The organism is Ruthenibacterium sp., from assembly GCF_017421385.1.
GTDB lineage: Bacteria > Bacillota > Clostridia > Oscillospirales > Ruminococcaceae > Ruthenibacterium > Ruthenibacterium lactatiformans.
Genome location: NZ_JAFOIN010000117.1, coordinates 87,211 through 102,417, shown reverse-complemented (window position 1 = coordinate 102,417; position 15,207 = coordinate 87,211). Strand labels below are relative to the sequence as shown.

14 protein-coding genes are annotated in these 15,207 nt (G+C 61.1%); 6 read left to right on the top strand and 8 right to left on the bottom strand.

Annotated features, from left to right (window positions below):
• Position 1: 1 nt before the first annotated feature.
• The 5 genes from IIY41_RS13730 to IIY41_RS13710 all read right to left on the bottom strand — a co-directional run bounded on the left by IIY41_RS13730 (position 2) and on the right by IIY41_RS13710 (position 8,033).
• Positions 2-892, bottom strand: a complete 891-nt coding sequence (locus IIY41_RS13730; protein WP_155201148.1) for a carbohydrate ABC transporter permease — start codon at positions 890-892, stop codon at positions 2-4.
• 214 nt (positions 893-1,106) lie between these two features.
• Positions 1,107-2,192, bottom strand: a complete 1,086-nt coding sequence (locus IIY41_RS13725) for an ABC transporter substrate-binding protein (protein ID WP_287401209.1) — start codon at positions 2,190-2,192, stop codon at positions 1,107-1,109.
• Positions 2,193-2,320: 128 nt separating this feature from the next.
• Positions 2,321-4,072 (bottom strand): sensor histidine kinase, encoded by a 1,752-nt coding sequence (locus IIY41_RS13720; protein ID WP_270848056.1) that lies wholly within the window; start codon positions 4,070-4,072, stop codon positions 2,321-2,323.
• A 110-nt stretch (positions 4,073-4,182) separates the two neighbouring features.
• A complete protein-coding gene (locus IIY41_RS13715) occupies positions 4,183-5,595 on the bottom strand; it encodes a phosphoglucomutase/phosphomannomutase family protein (RefSeq protein WP_117472872.1) in 1,413 nt (470 codons plus the stop codon).
• Between the two features lie 50 nt (positions 5,596-5,645).
• Positions 5,646-8,033, bottom strand: coding sequence for a glycoside hydrolase family 94 protein (locus tag IIY41_RS13710; RefSeq protein ID WP_009325334.1), 2,388 nt, complete (start codon positions 8,031-8,033; stop codon positions 5,646-5,648).
• 372 nt (positions 8,034-8,405) lie between these two features.
• On the opposite strand from IIY41_RS13710, the gene IIY41_RS13705 reads away from it, so the two are divergent.
• Positions 8,406-8,594: a hypothetical protein gene (locus tag IIY41_RS13705; protein ID WP_009325335.1), complete on the top strand. Its 189-nt coding sequence runs from the start codon at positions 8,406-8,408 to the stop codon at positions 8,592-8,594.
• A 76-nt stretch (positions 8,595-8,670) separates the two neighbouring features.
• Here the strand turns inward: IIY41_RS13705 and IIY41_RS13700 are convergent, their stop codons facing one another.
• From IIY41_RS13700 to IIY41_RS13690, 3 genes are read right to left on the bottom strand one after another with little or no spacing between them, the layout of a single operon-like run.
• Entirely contained in the window at positions 8,671-9,120 is a 450-nt protein-coding gene (locus IIY41_RS13700; RefSeq protein WP_009325336.1) for a GNAT family N-acetyltransferase, read from the bottom strand.
• A 24-nt stretch (positions 9,121-9,144) separates the two neighbouring features.
• Positions 9,145-9,672, bottom strand: coding sequence for a GNAT family N-acetyltransferase (locus IIY41_RS13695; protein WP_009325337.1), 528 nt, complete (start codon positions 9,670-9,672; stop codon positions 9,145-9,147).
• 35 nt (positions 9,673-9,707) lie between these two features.
• The gene (locus tag IIY41_RS13690) at positions 9,708-10,940 is read right to left on the bottom strand and encodes a class I SAM-dependent rRNA methyltransferase (protein ID WP_009325338.1); all 1,233 of its coding nucleotides are present in this window, start codon (positions 10,938-10,940) and stop codon (positions 9,708-9,710) included.
• A 135-nt stretch (positions 10,941-11,075) separates the two neighbouring features.
• Between IIY41_RS13690 and IIY41_RS13685 the strand changes: the two genes are divergently transcribed.
• From IIY41_RS13685 to abc-f, 5 genes are all read left to right on the top strand, one after another.
• Positions 11,076-11,558, top strand: coding sequence for a CYTH domain-containing protein (locus IIY41_RS13685; RefSeq protein WP_009325339.1), 483 nt, complete (start codon positions 11,076-11,078; stop codon positions 11,556-11,558).
• Positions 11,559-11,560: 2 nt separating this feature from the next.
• Positions 11,561-12,469, top strand: a complete 909-nt coding sequence (locus IIY41_RS13680; protein WP_009325340.1) for a helix-turn-helix transcriptional regulator — start codon at positions 11,561-11,563, stop codon at positions 12,467-12,469.
• 112 nt (positions 12,470-12,581) lie between these two features.
• Positions 12,582-12,863: a zinc ribbon domain-containing protein gene (locus tag IIY41_RS13675; RefSeq protein ID WP_009325341.1), complete on the top strand. Its 282-nt coding sequence runs from the start codon at positions 12,582-12,584 to the stop codon at positions 12,861-12,863.
• 5 nt (positions 12,864-12,868) lie between these two features.
• Positions 12,869-13,171 carry a DUF3781 domain-containing protein gene (locus IIY41_RS13670; protein WP_082670684.1) on the top strand — a complete coding sequence of 101 codons (303 nt, stop codon included), beginning with the start codon at positions 12,869-12,871 and terminating at the stop codon, positions 13,169-13,171.
• A 532-nt stretch (positions 13,172-13,703) separates the two neighbouring features.
• Complete coding sequence (gene abc-f, locus IIY41_RS13665; RefSeq protein ID WP_009325342.1) at positions 13,704-15,182, top strand: ribosomal protection-like ABC-F family protein; 1,479 nt, start codon at positions 13,704-13,706, stop codon at positions 15,180-15,182.
• Positions 15,183-15,207 lie beyond the last annotated feature (25 nt).

Below are 15,207 nucleotides of genomic sequence, written 5' to 3'. Positions count from 1 at the left end.
CTTAATAATCTTTTTCTTTGAAGATGCGGTTCGCGATCTGGCTGATCACAACACCCAGCACCACGATGAGAATGGCGATGGCCGAGCCGTAGTCCACGTCCTGCAGCACCATAGTCTGGTAGTACATATATGTGCCGGTCAGCCAGGATTTGTCCAGCGGCAGGCCGCCTACAAACATGGTCCACGGCAGGTCGAACACCTTCAGCGAGCCGGTAATGGCCAGCACCAGGCAGGTACACAGCGTGTTGTGCAGCAGCGGCAGGGTGATATACCGGATGCGCCCCAGGCCGCTGGCCCCGTCAATCTCGGCCGCCTCATAAATATCGGTAGAGATATTGTTCAGCCCTGTGACGAGAATAACAAAATAAAACCCCACATACTGCCAGATAACAGGTACCATCATCGTGACGAAAAAGTGGGCGGGGTCCTTCCAGTCGATATTCTCCGCGGCGAGGCCCAGGTTCTGCAGAAGCTGGTTGAGCATGCCGCCGTCGTACAGAAAGATCAGGTTGAACAGAAGGCCCAGCGCTGTGGCGCTGATGACGATGGAAAAAAAATACACGGTGCGGAAGAATTTCGCCCCCACCTTGATGTTGTCCACCATCAGCGCCAGCACCAGCGCGATGCCCACCTGAAACACCACGGTCAGAATCATCAGAATCATGGTGTTCTTCAGCGCGGTGCGCATGAGCGGGTCTGTGAACATCTTGACGTAGTTCTCCCATACCGGCTCGTTCAGGCCGCGGCTGCTCTCGCCCAGGCCGCCGATCTTGTTGAGGCTGTTGTAGATATTCATCAAAAACGGATAGTATAAGTACATGGTCAAAAAGAGGAAGGTCGGCACGAGGAACAGCACGAGCGGGCCTTTCTTTTTGTAGATCATCGCATTCATGGCAAGGCTCCCCTTCTTTTCTGCGTTTGTCTGCGGGATGCGGGCGCGCGAAGCGCCGTCGTTTTTCGGACGGACGCGCCGCCGTTCGGTGCGGCGGACGGCCCCGGGGGCGTGCGGCACGGCATGCGCCGCGGCCGAAGGCCCGTTTTTTCAAAAAAGGCCGGAGAGCCGTTTCCAAGCTCTCCGGCCGTATTGGCTGCTTATATCGCTTGCGTCAGGAATCTGCCAGCGGGGTGGCGAGGGCCGTCTCAATGGCCTCCTCCGGCGCCAGGGTGCCTGTCACAACATCCTTGACAGAGGCGAACAGAACGCCGCGGGCAGTCTGGTTCAGCGCATCCTGCACGGCGCTGGCCATGCCTGTCTTGCCGTTGAACATGGTGACGGCCGCCGCGTGCAGGCTGTCGGTATCCGCCGCTTCGGGCAGGCCGGATTTCAGCGCCGTAGGGGCGCCGCCCGCGAACTTGTTGACCATATCGTCGGTGGTCATGTATTCCACGAACTGGACGGCCGCATCGCGCTTTTCGGGGTCGCTCCAGGCTTTCTCGGTGATGTAGTAGCCCATGGAAATGCCGCCCACGATGTCCGTGGCCTTGCGGCTGCCGCTGCCCGGCACATAAGTAACGGTGTAATCGTCGATGTTCTCCACGTTGCCTGCGGCGTCCTCGCTGCCGGTGAACCAGCCCACCTTCCACGAGCCGTCAATGGCGAACGCGGCTTTGTTGTCGGCCATCATCTGGAATGTGTCGGCGTCGCCCGCCGTCAGGGTATTTGCGGGGAAATAGCCCTTTTCGTACATCTCTTTGAGGGTGTTCAGGCCCGCGACCCAGCGCTGGCCCGCTTCGTCGGCGCCGGAAGCAGGGACCTCGGCGTGCTTGGCCACGTCGCCCTGGTTCAGGATGCAGAACTCGAACCAGTAGTGCGGCACCTCCTGCAGGGAGCAGGCGATGGGCGTATAGCCCTTGCTTTTAATGGTCTCACACATCTCCATGAACTCGTCCCAGGTCGTATCGGGGCCGGGGACCTCCAGGCCGCAGTCGGCCAGAACGGTTTTGTTCACGAACATGCCTTCCCAATATCCGCTGGACGGAACGGCGTAGGCCTTGGCGTCCACAAAGGAAAGGGGCATGGCCGCATCCAGCATGTTGGATGCATAGTCCGGGTATTCCTTGCGGATCTCCTCGATGGACACGACCTTGCCGTTCTTGATAAACTCGCTGGCGTCAGTACCCGTGAAGAAGAAGAGCACGTCCGGTTCGCTTCCGGTCTGGAAGTCGGCTTTGACCTGGGCCTTCCACTTCATGTTTCAAACCTCCCATTTTCTGGGGGCATGCGCGGCGTTCACAGCACCGTCCGAATGCCTCCCTGTGCCTATAATGTTATACCAGTTTGCACAAAAACTGAATGAACGAACTTGTTTTTTATTGCATATTATTGCCCGTCTTGTTCAAATTTGATATTCATTCTCGACAGCGTATTCCCTTTTTCAGTGATTGTGACGGAAAGGCCGCTCTCCTGCCCGTAGATGATCTTTACCCGCTCGTGTACGTTGCGGATGCCCAGCGAAGCGCTGCCCGTTCCCTCCGGCAGCGGCTCGTCCGAGAGAAGCGTCTGGATCTTCATCAGGTCGTCGTAGGTGGTTACGCCGTCGTTCTCGATCTCCAGCAGCAGCCTGTCCTGCTCGCGGTAAGCGCGGATGATGATGGTGCCTTTCTGCACGGGATTGATGCCGTGTTCCACGGCGTTTTCCAGCAAAGGCTGCAGCACCAGGCGCGGCACATAGCAGTCCAGCGTTTCGGGGGAGATCTCCTTTTCCACGGTCAGCCGCTTGCCCAACCGCTCCCGGATGATGAACAGGTACGCGTCCACATACATCATTTCCTCGGAGAGGTGGATGAGCGGCCGGTGCTTACGGTCCATGGCCGCGTTCAGCATCGTGGACAGCGCCTCCAGCATCTGACATACCTTCACGTCGTCGGCCAAGCGCGCTTCCCAGTTGATGATCTCCAGCGTGTTATTCAGAAAATGGGGGTTGATCTGGCTCTGCAGAGCCATGATCTTCGCGTCCCGCAGGGCCAGCTCCTCCTTATAGATGCGCTCGAACTGATTTTTCAGCTTGTCGCTCATGGCGTTGAAGCTGTTGCCCAGATAGGCGAACTCCTTGCTGCCCAGCCGCCCGGCGTCCACCTGAATGCCGAATTCACCCTGCTCGATGTGCGCCGAAGCCCCGCTCAGCGTGACGATGGGCCGGTTTACCTTGCGGTACAGAAACGCGATGACCGCTCCCATCAGCGGCAGCAGCGCGGCCAGCAGCGCGGCCAGCAGCAAAGCCGTGCTGCGCAGCTGGGCGCGCATGGCCGCGGTGTCGGAGTAGACGATGTATTCCAGCGCACAGCCGGGCACTACGCTTTCACTGCCCCAGACGGCGTAGCTGCCCTGCGCGGGCGCGCCGCCCTGGCCACCCGCACGGATGTTCCCGCGCAGCTCTCCCGCATCCCGCACGCTGCCCGCAACGGTATACTCCGCGTCGCCCAGCCAGACCGTAGCGTCCGTCATCCAGATGACACTGCGCATACTGTCGAACAGCGTGTCGGTGTTCAGCTCCATCACCAGCACGCCGTAGGTGCGGTAGTTGGCGTCCAGCAGGTTGCGCATCATATACAGGCTGCCGTCCGCCGCAAAGAAACCGATGCCGGTGCCCAGCGCTTCGCTGCGGACCAGTACTTCGTCCCGCACATGCTGCTGATATTTGCGTATGGAGGTATACGAGGTGTTGGAGGTATAGATGGGCGCTGCTGGATCGTCCACCAGCGTGACGATGGTATTGCGGAATTTGTCGTCGTAGCGGTACTGCTGGGTGAGAAAGGTCTGCATCTCGTTGTAAAACGTGACGTAATCGCCCGTTTTCGTGTAGGATGCCCAGGCATTGCCCATGGTGGCGATATAACTGGCCTTACGGCTGGCGGCGATCATGGAATCCAGGTTGCGCCCGGTGATGGCCGCGGCGCTTTGTGCGCTGCGCATCATATCGCTGCGGTACTGCCGCGTCATGCTGTCCAGAATATATACACCGCCCAGCGTGACGATGAGCACAACGGGCAGCACCCAGCACAGCAGGATAATGCCCAGCATCCCCTGCCGCAGGCCGAGCTGCCGCCTGTGTTTCATTTTCTGCCGTTCCATGCCTCCGCCTCTTTCCCGGCGCGCTTTGCAAACATCCGCGCGTCCTGCCCGCTATTATAGCAAAAAAGGGGGACAATGTCCCCCTTTCCCCGCTTTTCGGCCGCTTTTCGTTACAGCGACAAAAACTCCGTCAAAATTTTGGCAATTTTTTCCGCATTTTCCATGGTATCCATCTCACAGAACACGCGCAGCAGCGGCTCGGTGCCGGAAAAGCGCGCGATGACCCAGCCGCCGTTTTTGAAGTACACCTTGCAGCCGTCCATGTAGCTGACCTTGGCGATCTCGCAAGGGAATTCCGGCAGCTGTTTGTCCTCCATCAGCAGCTTGAAGATGCGCGTCCTTTCGGCGCTGCTGAAATGAAAATCGTGTTCCGCCATCTCGGCGGCACCGTATTTCTGCGTAATTTCGTCCCACAGCGCGCTGAGCCTGCGGCCTGTTTTGGCAATGGCCTCAACCAGCAGCGCGGCGGCATAAATGCCGTCCTTGCCCTGGATGTGCCCGCGCACCGTCAGCCCGCCGGAGCTTTCGCCGCCGATGATGGCGCCGGTCTCCACCATCTTGGCAGACACATATTTAAAGCCCACGGGCACCTCGTAGCAGGTCTCGCCGAAGTCCTCGGCAATGCGGTCCAGCAGATGGGTGGTGGCCAGGTTCCGCACCGCTGCGCCGCGCCAGCCGCGGTACCGCATCAGATAGTAATACAGCAGCACCAGAATCTTATTGGGATGCAGGAACTCCGCCTTATCGTCAATGACACCCAGGCGGTCCGCGTCGCCGTCGGTGGCGATGCCGATGTCGCAGCCGTGTTCTTCCACATAGTTCGTCAGGCCCGCCAGCGTCTTGAGGTTGGGCGCGGGCAGCCGGCCGCCGAACAGCGTGTCCCTCCGCTCATGGATGACCTCTACGTCGCACCGGGTGGTGAGCAAGATGGTCTGCAGCGCCGTCTTGGACACGCCGTACATGGGGTCCAGCACCACGTGCAGGCCGCGGGACCGGATGGCCTCTGCATCCACCATTTTGAGGATGCTGTCGATGTAGTCGTTCATCGGGTCGATGAGCTGGATACTGCCCGCAGCAAGCCCTTCTTCGTAGGGCACCGTCTCCACAGGCTCGCCTTCCAGCTCGCGGATATAGCCCTCAAAGGCGGCGGTAAGCGTTTCGTCCGCGTCGCGCCCGCCCTCCATAAACACCTTGATGCCGTTGTAGACGGCCGGGTTGTGGCTGGCCGTGATGGCCATGCCGTAGGGCAGGCCATAGGCAGCCACCGTATACATAATAAGAGGCGTGGGGCTTTCCCGGTGGATGATGCGGCACAGGATGCCCTGTCCCGCCATCACCTCAGCGGCCCATCCGGCGGCCTCCTCGCTCAAAAAGCGCCTGTCATAGCCGATGACGAAGCCCTTGTCGGCCCTGCCCTCATCCAGCATTTTACGCGCCAGCGCCAGCGTCAGCAGCTGGACGTTGGCTTTCGTGAAGCCGTCGCCGATGACGGCGCGCCAGCCGCCCGTTCCAAAATGGATCATCGTTTCGCTCTCCTTCCTGCATATCCCCGCCGGGGAACCTGCGGCGCGCGTCAGCCCAGCACCGCTGTCACGCGGCCCGTCGTGCCGGGCGCCAGCAGCGGCAGCCGTTCCACACGCACACCGTCCAGGTACAGCGCCTTTACGCCCTTGCACACATGGGCGGGGTTCCGCACCTCGATCTCATACACCGCGCCCCGGAACCGCCGCACGGCCGTAAAGCCGTCCCAACCGCCGGGGATGCACGGGTCGATGACAAGGCCGTCGAACTCCGGCCGGATGCCCAGCATATAGCGCGTCGCGGCCACATAGCTCCACCCGCCGGAGCCTGTCATGAACGGATGGTGCGCCTCGCCGAATTTCTTGTGGTCGCGCCCGGTGATGAACTGACAGTAGGAATAAGGCTCCGCTTTGCGCGTCTCTATTTTGTCGTTCTGCCAATAGGGACACAGCGCGTCGTAAAACTGCATGGCCCTGTCGCCCCGTCCCAGCACGCATTCCGCCGCCCACGCCCATGGGTTGGGATGGCTGAAAATGGATCCGTTTTCTTTCAGGCCCTTATACACCCGGGTGACAAAACCAATGTCGTCGTCGGGCTTCGAGTAAGCCGGCGCGTTGAGCATCAGGCCCCAGGGCGTGTAGAGGTATTCCTCCACGCTGTCCATGGCCCGCGCGCCCCGCTCCGGCCCTGCCGCGCCGGAGAGAACGGCCCAGGTGTTGCTCTCCAGATGCACCTTGCCCTCCGTATCCGCGTCCGTTCCGATGGGGCGGCCGTTTTTTGTGAAGCCGCGCAGATACCATCTGCCGTCCCACAGCTCTTTTTCACACACGTCCGCCACGCTGCGCCGCACGGCCTCGTAATGCTCCGCGTCTGCCTTTCGGCCCAACCAGCGGGCCAGTGCGGCAAAGTTTCCCAGTGCCCAAACGTGCAGAAAGCTCACCATCGCGCTTTCGCCCCCGCCCAGGTTCAGGCAATCGTTCCAGTCCGCCCGCAGGCCCTGGCAGATCCCATGCGCACCCACCATGCGCTGGGAAAAATCCAGGATCGTCTTCAGGTGGCCGTAAACCGTGTCCGTCCCTTTATCCGCATAGGGCACCGGCATGTCGAGGAACGCGGCGTCCCCAGTCTCCCGCACATAGTCCGCCACGGTGGAAACAAGCCACAGCGCATCGTCGCTGCATGCGTCCGCCAGGCCGTGGATCATACTGCTTTTATCCGGCGTGGGCACAACGGTCGGGCTCTTGAAACTCTGCCGGGGCGTCTCCTCGAACCATTCCGGCTCGAACAGATGCAGGCCGTATCCCTCGCTGACAAGCCCTTTTAAAAGCTGCACGATGCGCTCTTTGCAGCGGGCGGGGTTCGAGTGCAGCACGGTCATCGCGTCCTGGGCGGTGTCGCGGTAGCCCAGCCCGGTGCGGCCGCCCACCTCGATGAAGCTGGCAAAGCGGGAAAACTGCACGTTTATCTCGCTCTGATACAGCGTCCAGATATTGATGAGCGTGTTCATGCCCTCATTGGGCGTGTCGATTTGCAGCGCCGCACATTTTTCGTCCCAGTAGTCGCGCAGGGCCGCCAGTGCCGCGTCCCGGGCGGTGGGCGGCGCATATTTTTTGCGGATGCGCACGCCTTCGGCCCGCGGCCCCTCCCCCAGGAAAAACGCTTCGCGCAGGACCTCGCCGGGCGCGAGGATAAAACGCCTGTGCAGCGACGCGCACTGGTTGCCGCCCAGCTCCGTGCTGCCGGAAAGCGTGCCCCGCTCCACGCCGATGGGGTCTGTCTCGGTGCGGTACGGGCCGATGAACGCCTCCCGCACCGTATCGTAGCTGTCCGGCGGGAAAGTGGCCGCAAAATACTGGAAGCCGTTCTCCTCATAGAAAAGGTCCTGTTCGATGATGCCGTCCGCATAGCTGCCGCCCGCGGCATACAGGCTCATCTGAAAGTTGCGGTTGTCCATATCGATATGGTGGAACGACAGCTCGGCGTAGCTGAACACGCTGATGCTCCGCGCCCGGCCGGAGATATTCTCCAACGAAAGGTCCCAGATCTCCACAGCCTCGCCCCGGGGAATGAACAGCGTCTGCACGGCGCGGATGCCGCCGTACTCACATTCGTATTTTGTGTAGGACAAGCCGTGGCGGCAGGTATATTTCGCCCAGTCCAGCGGCTTGCCCACGGGCTGCCACGAAACAGACCAGTACTCCCCGGTGTCGTCGTCCCGAAGATAAATGTAATGGCCGGGCCGGTCCATGGGCACGGCGTTGGCGCGAAAACGCGTGATGCGGTGATATTCGGCGCTTTTATGGAACAGGTATCCGCCCGCCGTGTGGTTCACCACGGCACACATCTCCTCCGTGCCAAGATAATTGGTCCAGCTCGCGGGCAGGTCCACCCTGTCGATGACATATTCCCGGCGGTCGTTGTCGAAGTGGCCGTACTGCATACTGCATCCTCCCTGTACGGGCCGCGCGGAGGGCGCGCCCGGTGTCGTTGCTTTTATTGTACGGCGCGCGGCGCGCGGTGAACAGGGCGGGGCTTGGCATATATTTGCGTTTCTTGCCACGTGGCGCCGGCCATCCCTTTCTCCGGGCGGCGGTGTCTCTGCTCCATGCGGGCCGCACCGGTCATCGGTTTTACGCACCCAAAAAGTCATTTGATTTTTATCATCATTTTTATATTGACTTCGCCTCGCAAAAAGTCTGTCAAATGCGTGCAGATTTTTTCAATTTGTGACCATGTTGTGACCAGGCGGTGGTATACTGAGTATAAATCAGTCACAGAAAGCCCGAAATTCGATACACTCAGGAGGAATACGATGGAAACGAACCGGATGATGTCTCCCGCCGCCAGGCGGCTTGCGGCAGTTGTGCTGGCCGCGCTGCTTTGTCTCTCGCTGTTCTGGCCCAGGGGCGGCTCGCTGACAGCCGTGCTGTGCGGCGCTCCATTGGCCTCCGTAAACGGGCGGCCCGCCGCGCAGGTGATGGCGGTGCAGGCGGAGCAATAGCCTTTTACACAGAAATGCCGGCGGCGGAAATTTCCGCTGCCGGCATTTTTGATTCTTTTCCCTTTTTCGCCCTGGCTCACCGCCGTTTTTCCATCACGAAGTTGGTGAGCGCCACGCCCTGCCGTTCCACCTGCTGCTCCCGGATGACCCGATACCCTCTTTTTTCAAAAAAAGGCTTCGCCGTAATCGATGCGTGGGTGCTGATAACGCCCGCGCACACCTGCTCCAGCCTGTCGCAAAGGGCGGTTGCCACGCCCTTGCCCTGATGGCGCCGGTGGACGTACAAACGGTCCAGATATCCCGAGCCGTCGATATCCCCAAACCCGATGACCGCACCGTCCTCCAAAGCGACAAGGGTATGGTGTTCCCGGAACGAGCGGTCCCAGGCCTCCAGATCCACATGGCCCGTCGTCCACGCGTCCAGCTGCTCCTTTGTATAATCCCCGGCATTGACCGTATGGACCGTGTCGTAGAACAGCTCCGCCAATTCCCGGCAATCCGACGGCCTGTATTTTCTGATCTGCATGCTTATCCTCCGCATCACGGCGCCTCACAGCGCGTACTCCATCTGGCAGTCAAACGGCTCCGACGCCACATGGGCCTCATTGTACTCCCGGGCCTCCACGCAGCCCATCGCCGCGTAAAACGCCTGTGTCTCCACCGCCGAATGGGCCGACAGATACAGCTTTTTTCCGCCGTGCGCACGGGCCCACTGCGCCGCCCGGGTAAAAAGCTCCCGCCCGATGCCTCTGCCCCGCAGCTCAGCCGAAACGTGCAGGCACGTCAGGTCCCGGTAATCCCCCGCTTTGCCCAGCGGGGCGCTTTCCACCGAGGCAAAGCCCTTGAGCGCGCCGTCCGCAAAGGCCCCCAGCACAACGCCGCCCGTGGCCAGCGTATTTTGCAGGCATTGCACAAGAAACGCATAATCCGCTTCGCTCCAGTCGTCGATGAACGGCGCGTCCCGCACGACCCATACGCCGTTTTCCCTGCGGCGGCACTTCGTCACTTCCTGGCGCCGTTCAAAATGCCGGAACAGCGCCCGGTCCAGCTCGCCGGGTGCGATCTCGCGGTATTCCATATCCATTCTCCTTCTATGCGGCCGCCGCGCGCCGCTCAAAACACCTGGAACAGGTAAAACTTCAGATAATTCGTCTCGTCCACACCCCACAGGATGGGATGGTCCGGCGATTGCTGGCGCGCCTCGATCTGGCGCAGCTGCACGCCCGCGTCACGGGCCGCGTCTGCCAGCATGGCGCGGAACATCCCGTCCGTGGCAAAATGGCTGCAGCTGCAGGTGGCAAGATACCCGCCCCGGGGCAGCAGCTTCATGGCGCGGTAATTGATCTCCTTATATCCCCGCAGTGCGCCCGGCACTGTCTTGCGGGATTTCGTAAACGCGGGCGGATCCAGAATGATGAAATCATACTTTTTGCCGCCCTCCTCCGCCAGACGGGGCAGCAGGTCGAACACATTGGCCGCCACGCAGTCCATTCTGTCCGACACTCCGTTGATATCCGCATTGCGGCGCGCCATCTCCACGGCGGCCTCGGAGACGTCCACCGCCGTCACATGGGCCGCGCCGCCCTTGGCTGCGTTCAGTGCAAAGGAGCCGGTGTGCGTGAAGCAGTCCAGCACCGTCCTGCCCTGCGCAAGCCGCGCCACAGCCTGCCGGTTGAACCTCTGGTCCAGAAAAAAACCCGTTTTCTGGCCATTTTCCACGTCCACAGTATAGCGGACTCCGTTTTCCACAATTTCCGTCAGACAGGTGTCCGGCCGGGGCAGGCCCAGCGCCGAAAGGTCAAACCAGCCCTTGTTTTCCTCCAGCCCCTCCCGGGCGCGGATGGCAACGTCGTTGCGCTCGTACAGGCCGTCGATCTGCTGGCCGTCGTCCCGCAGCAGCTTTACCAGCAGCGGAAAGAGCACAGGCTTGATGCGCTCGATGCCCACAGAGAGCGTCTGTGCCACCAGATACCGGCCAAAACGGTCCACCGTCAGGCCGGGGAACAGGTCGGCCTCGCCGAAGATGACACGGCAGCTCGAAACCTCCCCGCTCAGCACTGTTTTGCGGTACTCCCACGCGTGGGACAATCGGCGCAGGTAAAACGCCTCGTCGAAGACGTCATTGGCATTGCGTGAAAGGATGCGCACACGGATCTTGCTGTGCAGGCTGATGAAGCCCGTGCCCAGATACCGTCCCTTTGCGCTGATCACGTCCACCAGCGCGCCGTTTTCCGCGGGCTGCGCGTCCGCCACTTCCGTATCGTACACCCACGGATGTCCGCCCGCCAGCCCGCGTTCGGCCTTGGGGGTAACGGTCACCCGGGGATATCCTCTTTGCTGCTTCATGGTCTTTCCGCCTTTTCTTTTGGGTGCGCACGTTTGCGCCCGGCCGGGCTTTTTACAAAGCGCCCGGCATTTTTGACTTGTCGGATACACACTATTATAATGGTCTTACGAAAAAAAAGATAGTGGGGTGTTAAAATGGAGATCGAACGCAAGTGGCTCATCGACGGGTTCCCCGCCGGTCTCCCGCTGCTGAAAGAGGCCCGGGTGCGCCAAGGATATATCTCGACAGCCCCCGTGGTGCGCATCCGGGAGAGCGTGAACGCCGACGGCTGCCGCTGTGTGCTGTGCTTCAAGGGCGAAGGCACGCTGGCGCGGGAGGAGGTTGAAACGGATATTTCTGCGGAATTGTTCCGGCGGCTCACAGCCTTCACCGGGCAGGACCTTGTGACCAAGGATTACAGGGTGTATGCGCTGCCCGGGGGCGAGCGGCTGGAGGTGAGCCTGGTGGACGCGGGCCGGCCCACGGCGTTTTTCTACGCGGAGGTGGAGTTCCCCACCGTGGAGGCCGCCCGCGCCTTTGTTCCGCCGCCCTTCCTGGGCGAAGAAAAGACCGAGAGCGGCGATTTTTCCATGAGCGCCTACTGGCACGCTACCCGCGGCTCCGGCCGGGAGGGATAGCCATGCACACGGGCCGCCTGTTCGAGATCGTATATCTGCTGCAAAGCCGTCCCCGCATGACGGCGCGGGAGTTGGCCGAACGCTTTGAAGTGAGCGTGCGCACGATTTACCGGGACATCGACGCGCTTTCGGCCGCGGGCGTCCCTGTGTACGCGGCGCGGGGCGGAGGCGGAGGCGTGGGGCTGCTGCCCGGCTATGTACTGGACCGCTCGCTGCTGACGGACGGCGAGCAGGACGAGATCCTATATGCCCTGCGGGCCATGGCTGCCGCAGGTATGGGAGGCGCGGCGCTGGAAAAGCTGGCCGGGCTGTTCCAGAAAAGCGGCGACGGCTGGCTGGAGGTGGATTTTTCTCCCTGGGGCTCCGGCCCGGCGGAAAAACGCGTGTTCGCCACACTGAAAACAGCCATCCTTTCGCGCCGTGAGATCGCCTTCGATTATTACAGCGCGCGCGGCGAAAAAAGCCGCCGCACGGCCCAGCCCGTGAAGCTGGTTTATAAAGATGCCGCCTGGTACCTGCAGGCGTACTGCCTGGCACGACAGGCGCTGCGTGTGTTCAAACTGTGCCGCATGCTGGACGTGACGCTGCTGGACGCCGTTTTCACGCCCGGCCCGCAGCACACGCCCCAGCCGATGGACCCGGCGGAGGCCCCCGGTCCGCTTTTGCATCTGGAGCTGATGTTCACGCCCGCCGCCGCGTACCGCGTTTACGATATGTTTCCGCCGGAGTGGGTGACACAGCTGCCGGACGGACGCTTCTTCGTGTCCGCCTTTTACCCCGAAAGCCCGTGGATATACGGTTTTTTGCTGAGCTTCGGAGCCGATGTGGCTGTGCTGTCCCCGCCGCAGGTGCAGCAGGCCCTGCGCGAGGCCGGGCAGAAAGTGGCGGCGCTGTACGGCGCGCCGGAGTGACCCTTTGGCGCGCGGCCGGCTGCGGAAAATTTATTTTTCTTTTGAATATGACGCAGGATGTCATCTTCCCCGGTTTATACTGAACGTACAACAACCGAAAGGGGAATGCAACATGGAAAACCAGAACGTCAAGCGCTTTTGCCAGAGCTGCGGCATGCCGCTGCAAAACGAGGCCGACTATGGCACCGAAGCCGGAGGCGCCAGGTCGGAGGAATACTGCACCTACTGTTATCAGAACGGCGGTTTCACGGCGGACTGCACGATGGACGAGATGATCGATTTCTGCATCCGCTTCGAACAGCAGCAGAATCCGGGGCTGGACGCCGAGGACGCCCGCCGCGCCATGCGCGCGTGGTACCCCACGCTCAAGCGCTGGAAGCAGGCGCAGGGCTGACGCGTATGCGGCGCGTCGCTCCGGCCCGCGCGGGGGAGGGCACTGTACGGGAAAACACCGCGCCGCCAAGGCCGCACGAACTCCACACGACGCCTCTTGGCGCCGCGCGTCTGTGCAAAAATCTCGGGTTTGCACCCCAGGACGTCATGCGGCAGTGCATACGGTGCATCGCACAGCCAGGCGCGGTTTATCAGCGCAGGGGCAAAAACTGGTATATCACATCTGCGGACTGCGAATTTGTGGTCAACGCGGGCAGCGGGACGGTCATTACCGCACACCGCCGCCCGCCGCCGCAAAACGGCTCTTGACAAACCGTTTCCGCTTTGCTATCTTAAAAAACAGCAGCTACGCTGCTGTTTTTTACGCGCATCCAGGCACTTTGTGCCCGGGCGCTTGAGATCTTAAGACCATGGGCCGGGACGGCCCACATGGCTGCTTTTTATAGCTTTGCACGGCAAAGCTATAAAAAAAATAGCTGCGGGCTATTTTTTCGGCTGTGCGGCCCGTCCCCGGGCGCGGCCATCAAGATCGTTTTTTATTGGGAGCAATAAAAAAAATCGAACAGACGGGAGATGGAAGGATGCGCATTTGACCTGCTTTTTGTACGTGCACAAACCTGCGGCGCCGCGTTTTCGCGCGCTGCTGTGGTTTGGTGCGCCTTCCACAAAGCGGGAAAATGCGTTTCGTTCCGGCTCCTTCCGTGTGTAAGGAAGGGCAGGGCCGCCTTTGTGCGGTGCCTGCCTTTTTCAGGGTTTCCGGCGCTTCGGCCCGATTCTGGACACATGGTGGAAAAAGCCGCGGGCGCGTTCCCGCGGCCTTTTTCGATTGGAGTTGAAGTATATGTCCCAAATCACCGTTTCCCATCTTACCTTCGCCTATGACGGCGCCTGCGACAACGTGTTCGAGGACGTCTCTTTCGTGCTGGACACCGACTGGCGGCTCGGCTTTACCGGCCGCAACGGGCGCGGCAAAACCACATTTCTGAAGCTGCTGGACGGCACGCTGGATTCCCGCGGCGCCGTGCGTGCCGGCGTACCCGTGCTGTATTTCCCATTCCCTGTGGAATATCCGGAGGACGATACGCAAGCCGTGCTGGAACGGCTGCTCCCGGATTGCCCGGCCTGGCGCATCTTGCGGGAACTGAAACTGCTGGGTGTGGAGCAAGACGTATTATATCGCCCATTTTATACAATGAGTAATGGAGAGCAAACCAAGATCCTGCTGGCCAGCCTGTTTTTGCACGATGGCGCATTCCTGCTCATCGACGAGCCGACAAACCATCTGGATGCCGGAGGACGCCGCCTTCTGGGTGAATATCTGGCGCAGAAAAGGGGATATATCCTGGTTTCCCACGACAGAGACCTGCTGGACCGCTGCGCCGACCATATGCTGGTACTGAACCGCCGTGACATCACCGTGATGCAGGGAAATTTCACCGTCTGGGAGGAAAACAAACGCGTGCAGGACGACCGCGAACGCGCGGAAAACGAACGGCTGGAAAAGGACATCGCCCGGCTGGGTGAGGCCGCGCGCCGCACCGAGCGCTGGAGCGGCAGGGCCGAGCAGGAAAAGCACGCCCGCAACAGCGGCCTGCGGCCGGACCGGGGCTTTCTGGGCCACAAGGCGGCCAAACTGATGAAGCGGGCCAAAGTCACCGAAGCGCGCCAACAGGCGGCCATCGCAGAGAAAAAAACACTGCTGCGCAATGTGGACGAGGCCGACGGCCTGAAGCTGCACCCGCTGGCCTGGGGCAAAAGCGGACCGCTGGTGCGCGCCGAAGGCCTGAGCCTTTCCTACGGCGGGCGCACGGTGTGCGCAGGCCTGACGTTCACGCTTCGCCCCGGCGAGCGTATGGCTGTCACCGGCCCCAACGGCTGCGGTAAAAGCACGCTGCTGAAAAAGCTGTGCGGTCAGGACGTCGCCGCCTGCGGTACGCTGGCGCTCGGCGCGGGGCTTATTGTGTCTTATGTGCCCCAGGACGCATCATTTCTGCACGGCGGCGCACGAGACTACGCCCGGAACGCGGGCGTGGACGAGACGATGTTCCTGACGCTGCTGCGCAAGCTTGGCTTTGAACGGGTGCAGTTTGAAAAGGATATGACGGATTACAGCGCCGGACAGAAAAAGAAAGTGCTGCTGGCCCGCAGCCTTTGCGAAAGCGCTCATCTTTACCTGTGGGACGAACCCCTGAATTATATCGACGTACTGTCCCGCATGCAGATCGAGCAGCTTTTACTGGACTACCGGCCCACAATGCTGTTTGTGGAGCATGACGCGGCCTTTGTGCGCCGGGCCGCCACCGGGACGCTGGCGCTGTAAGCAGGTGCCCCATCACAGGAAAGAA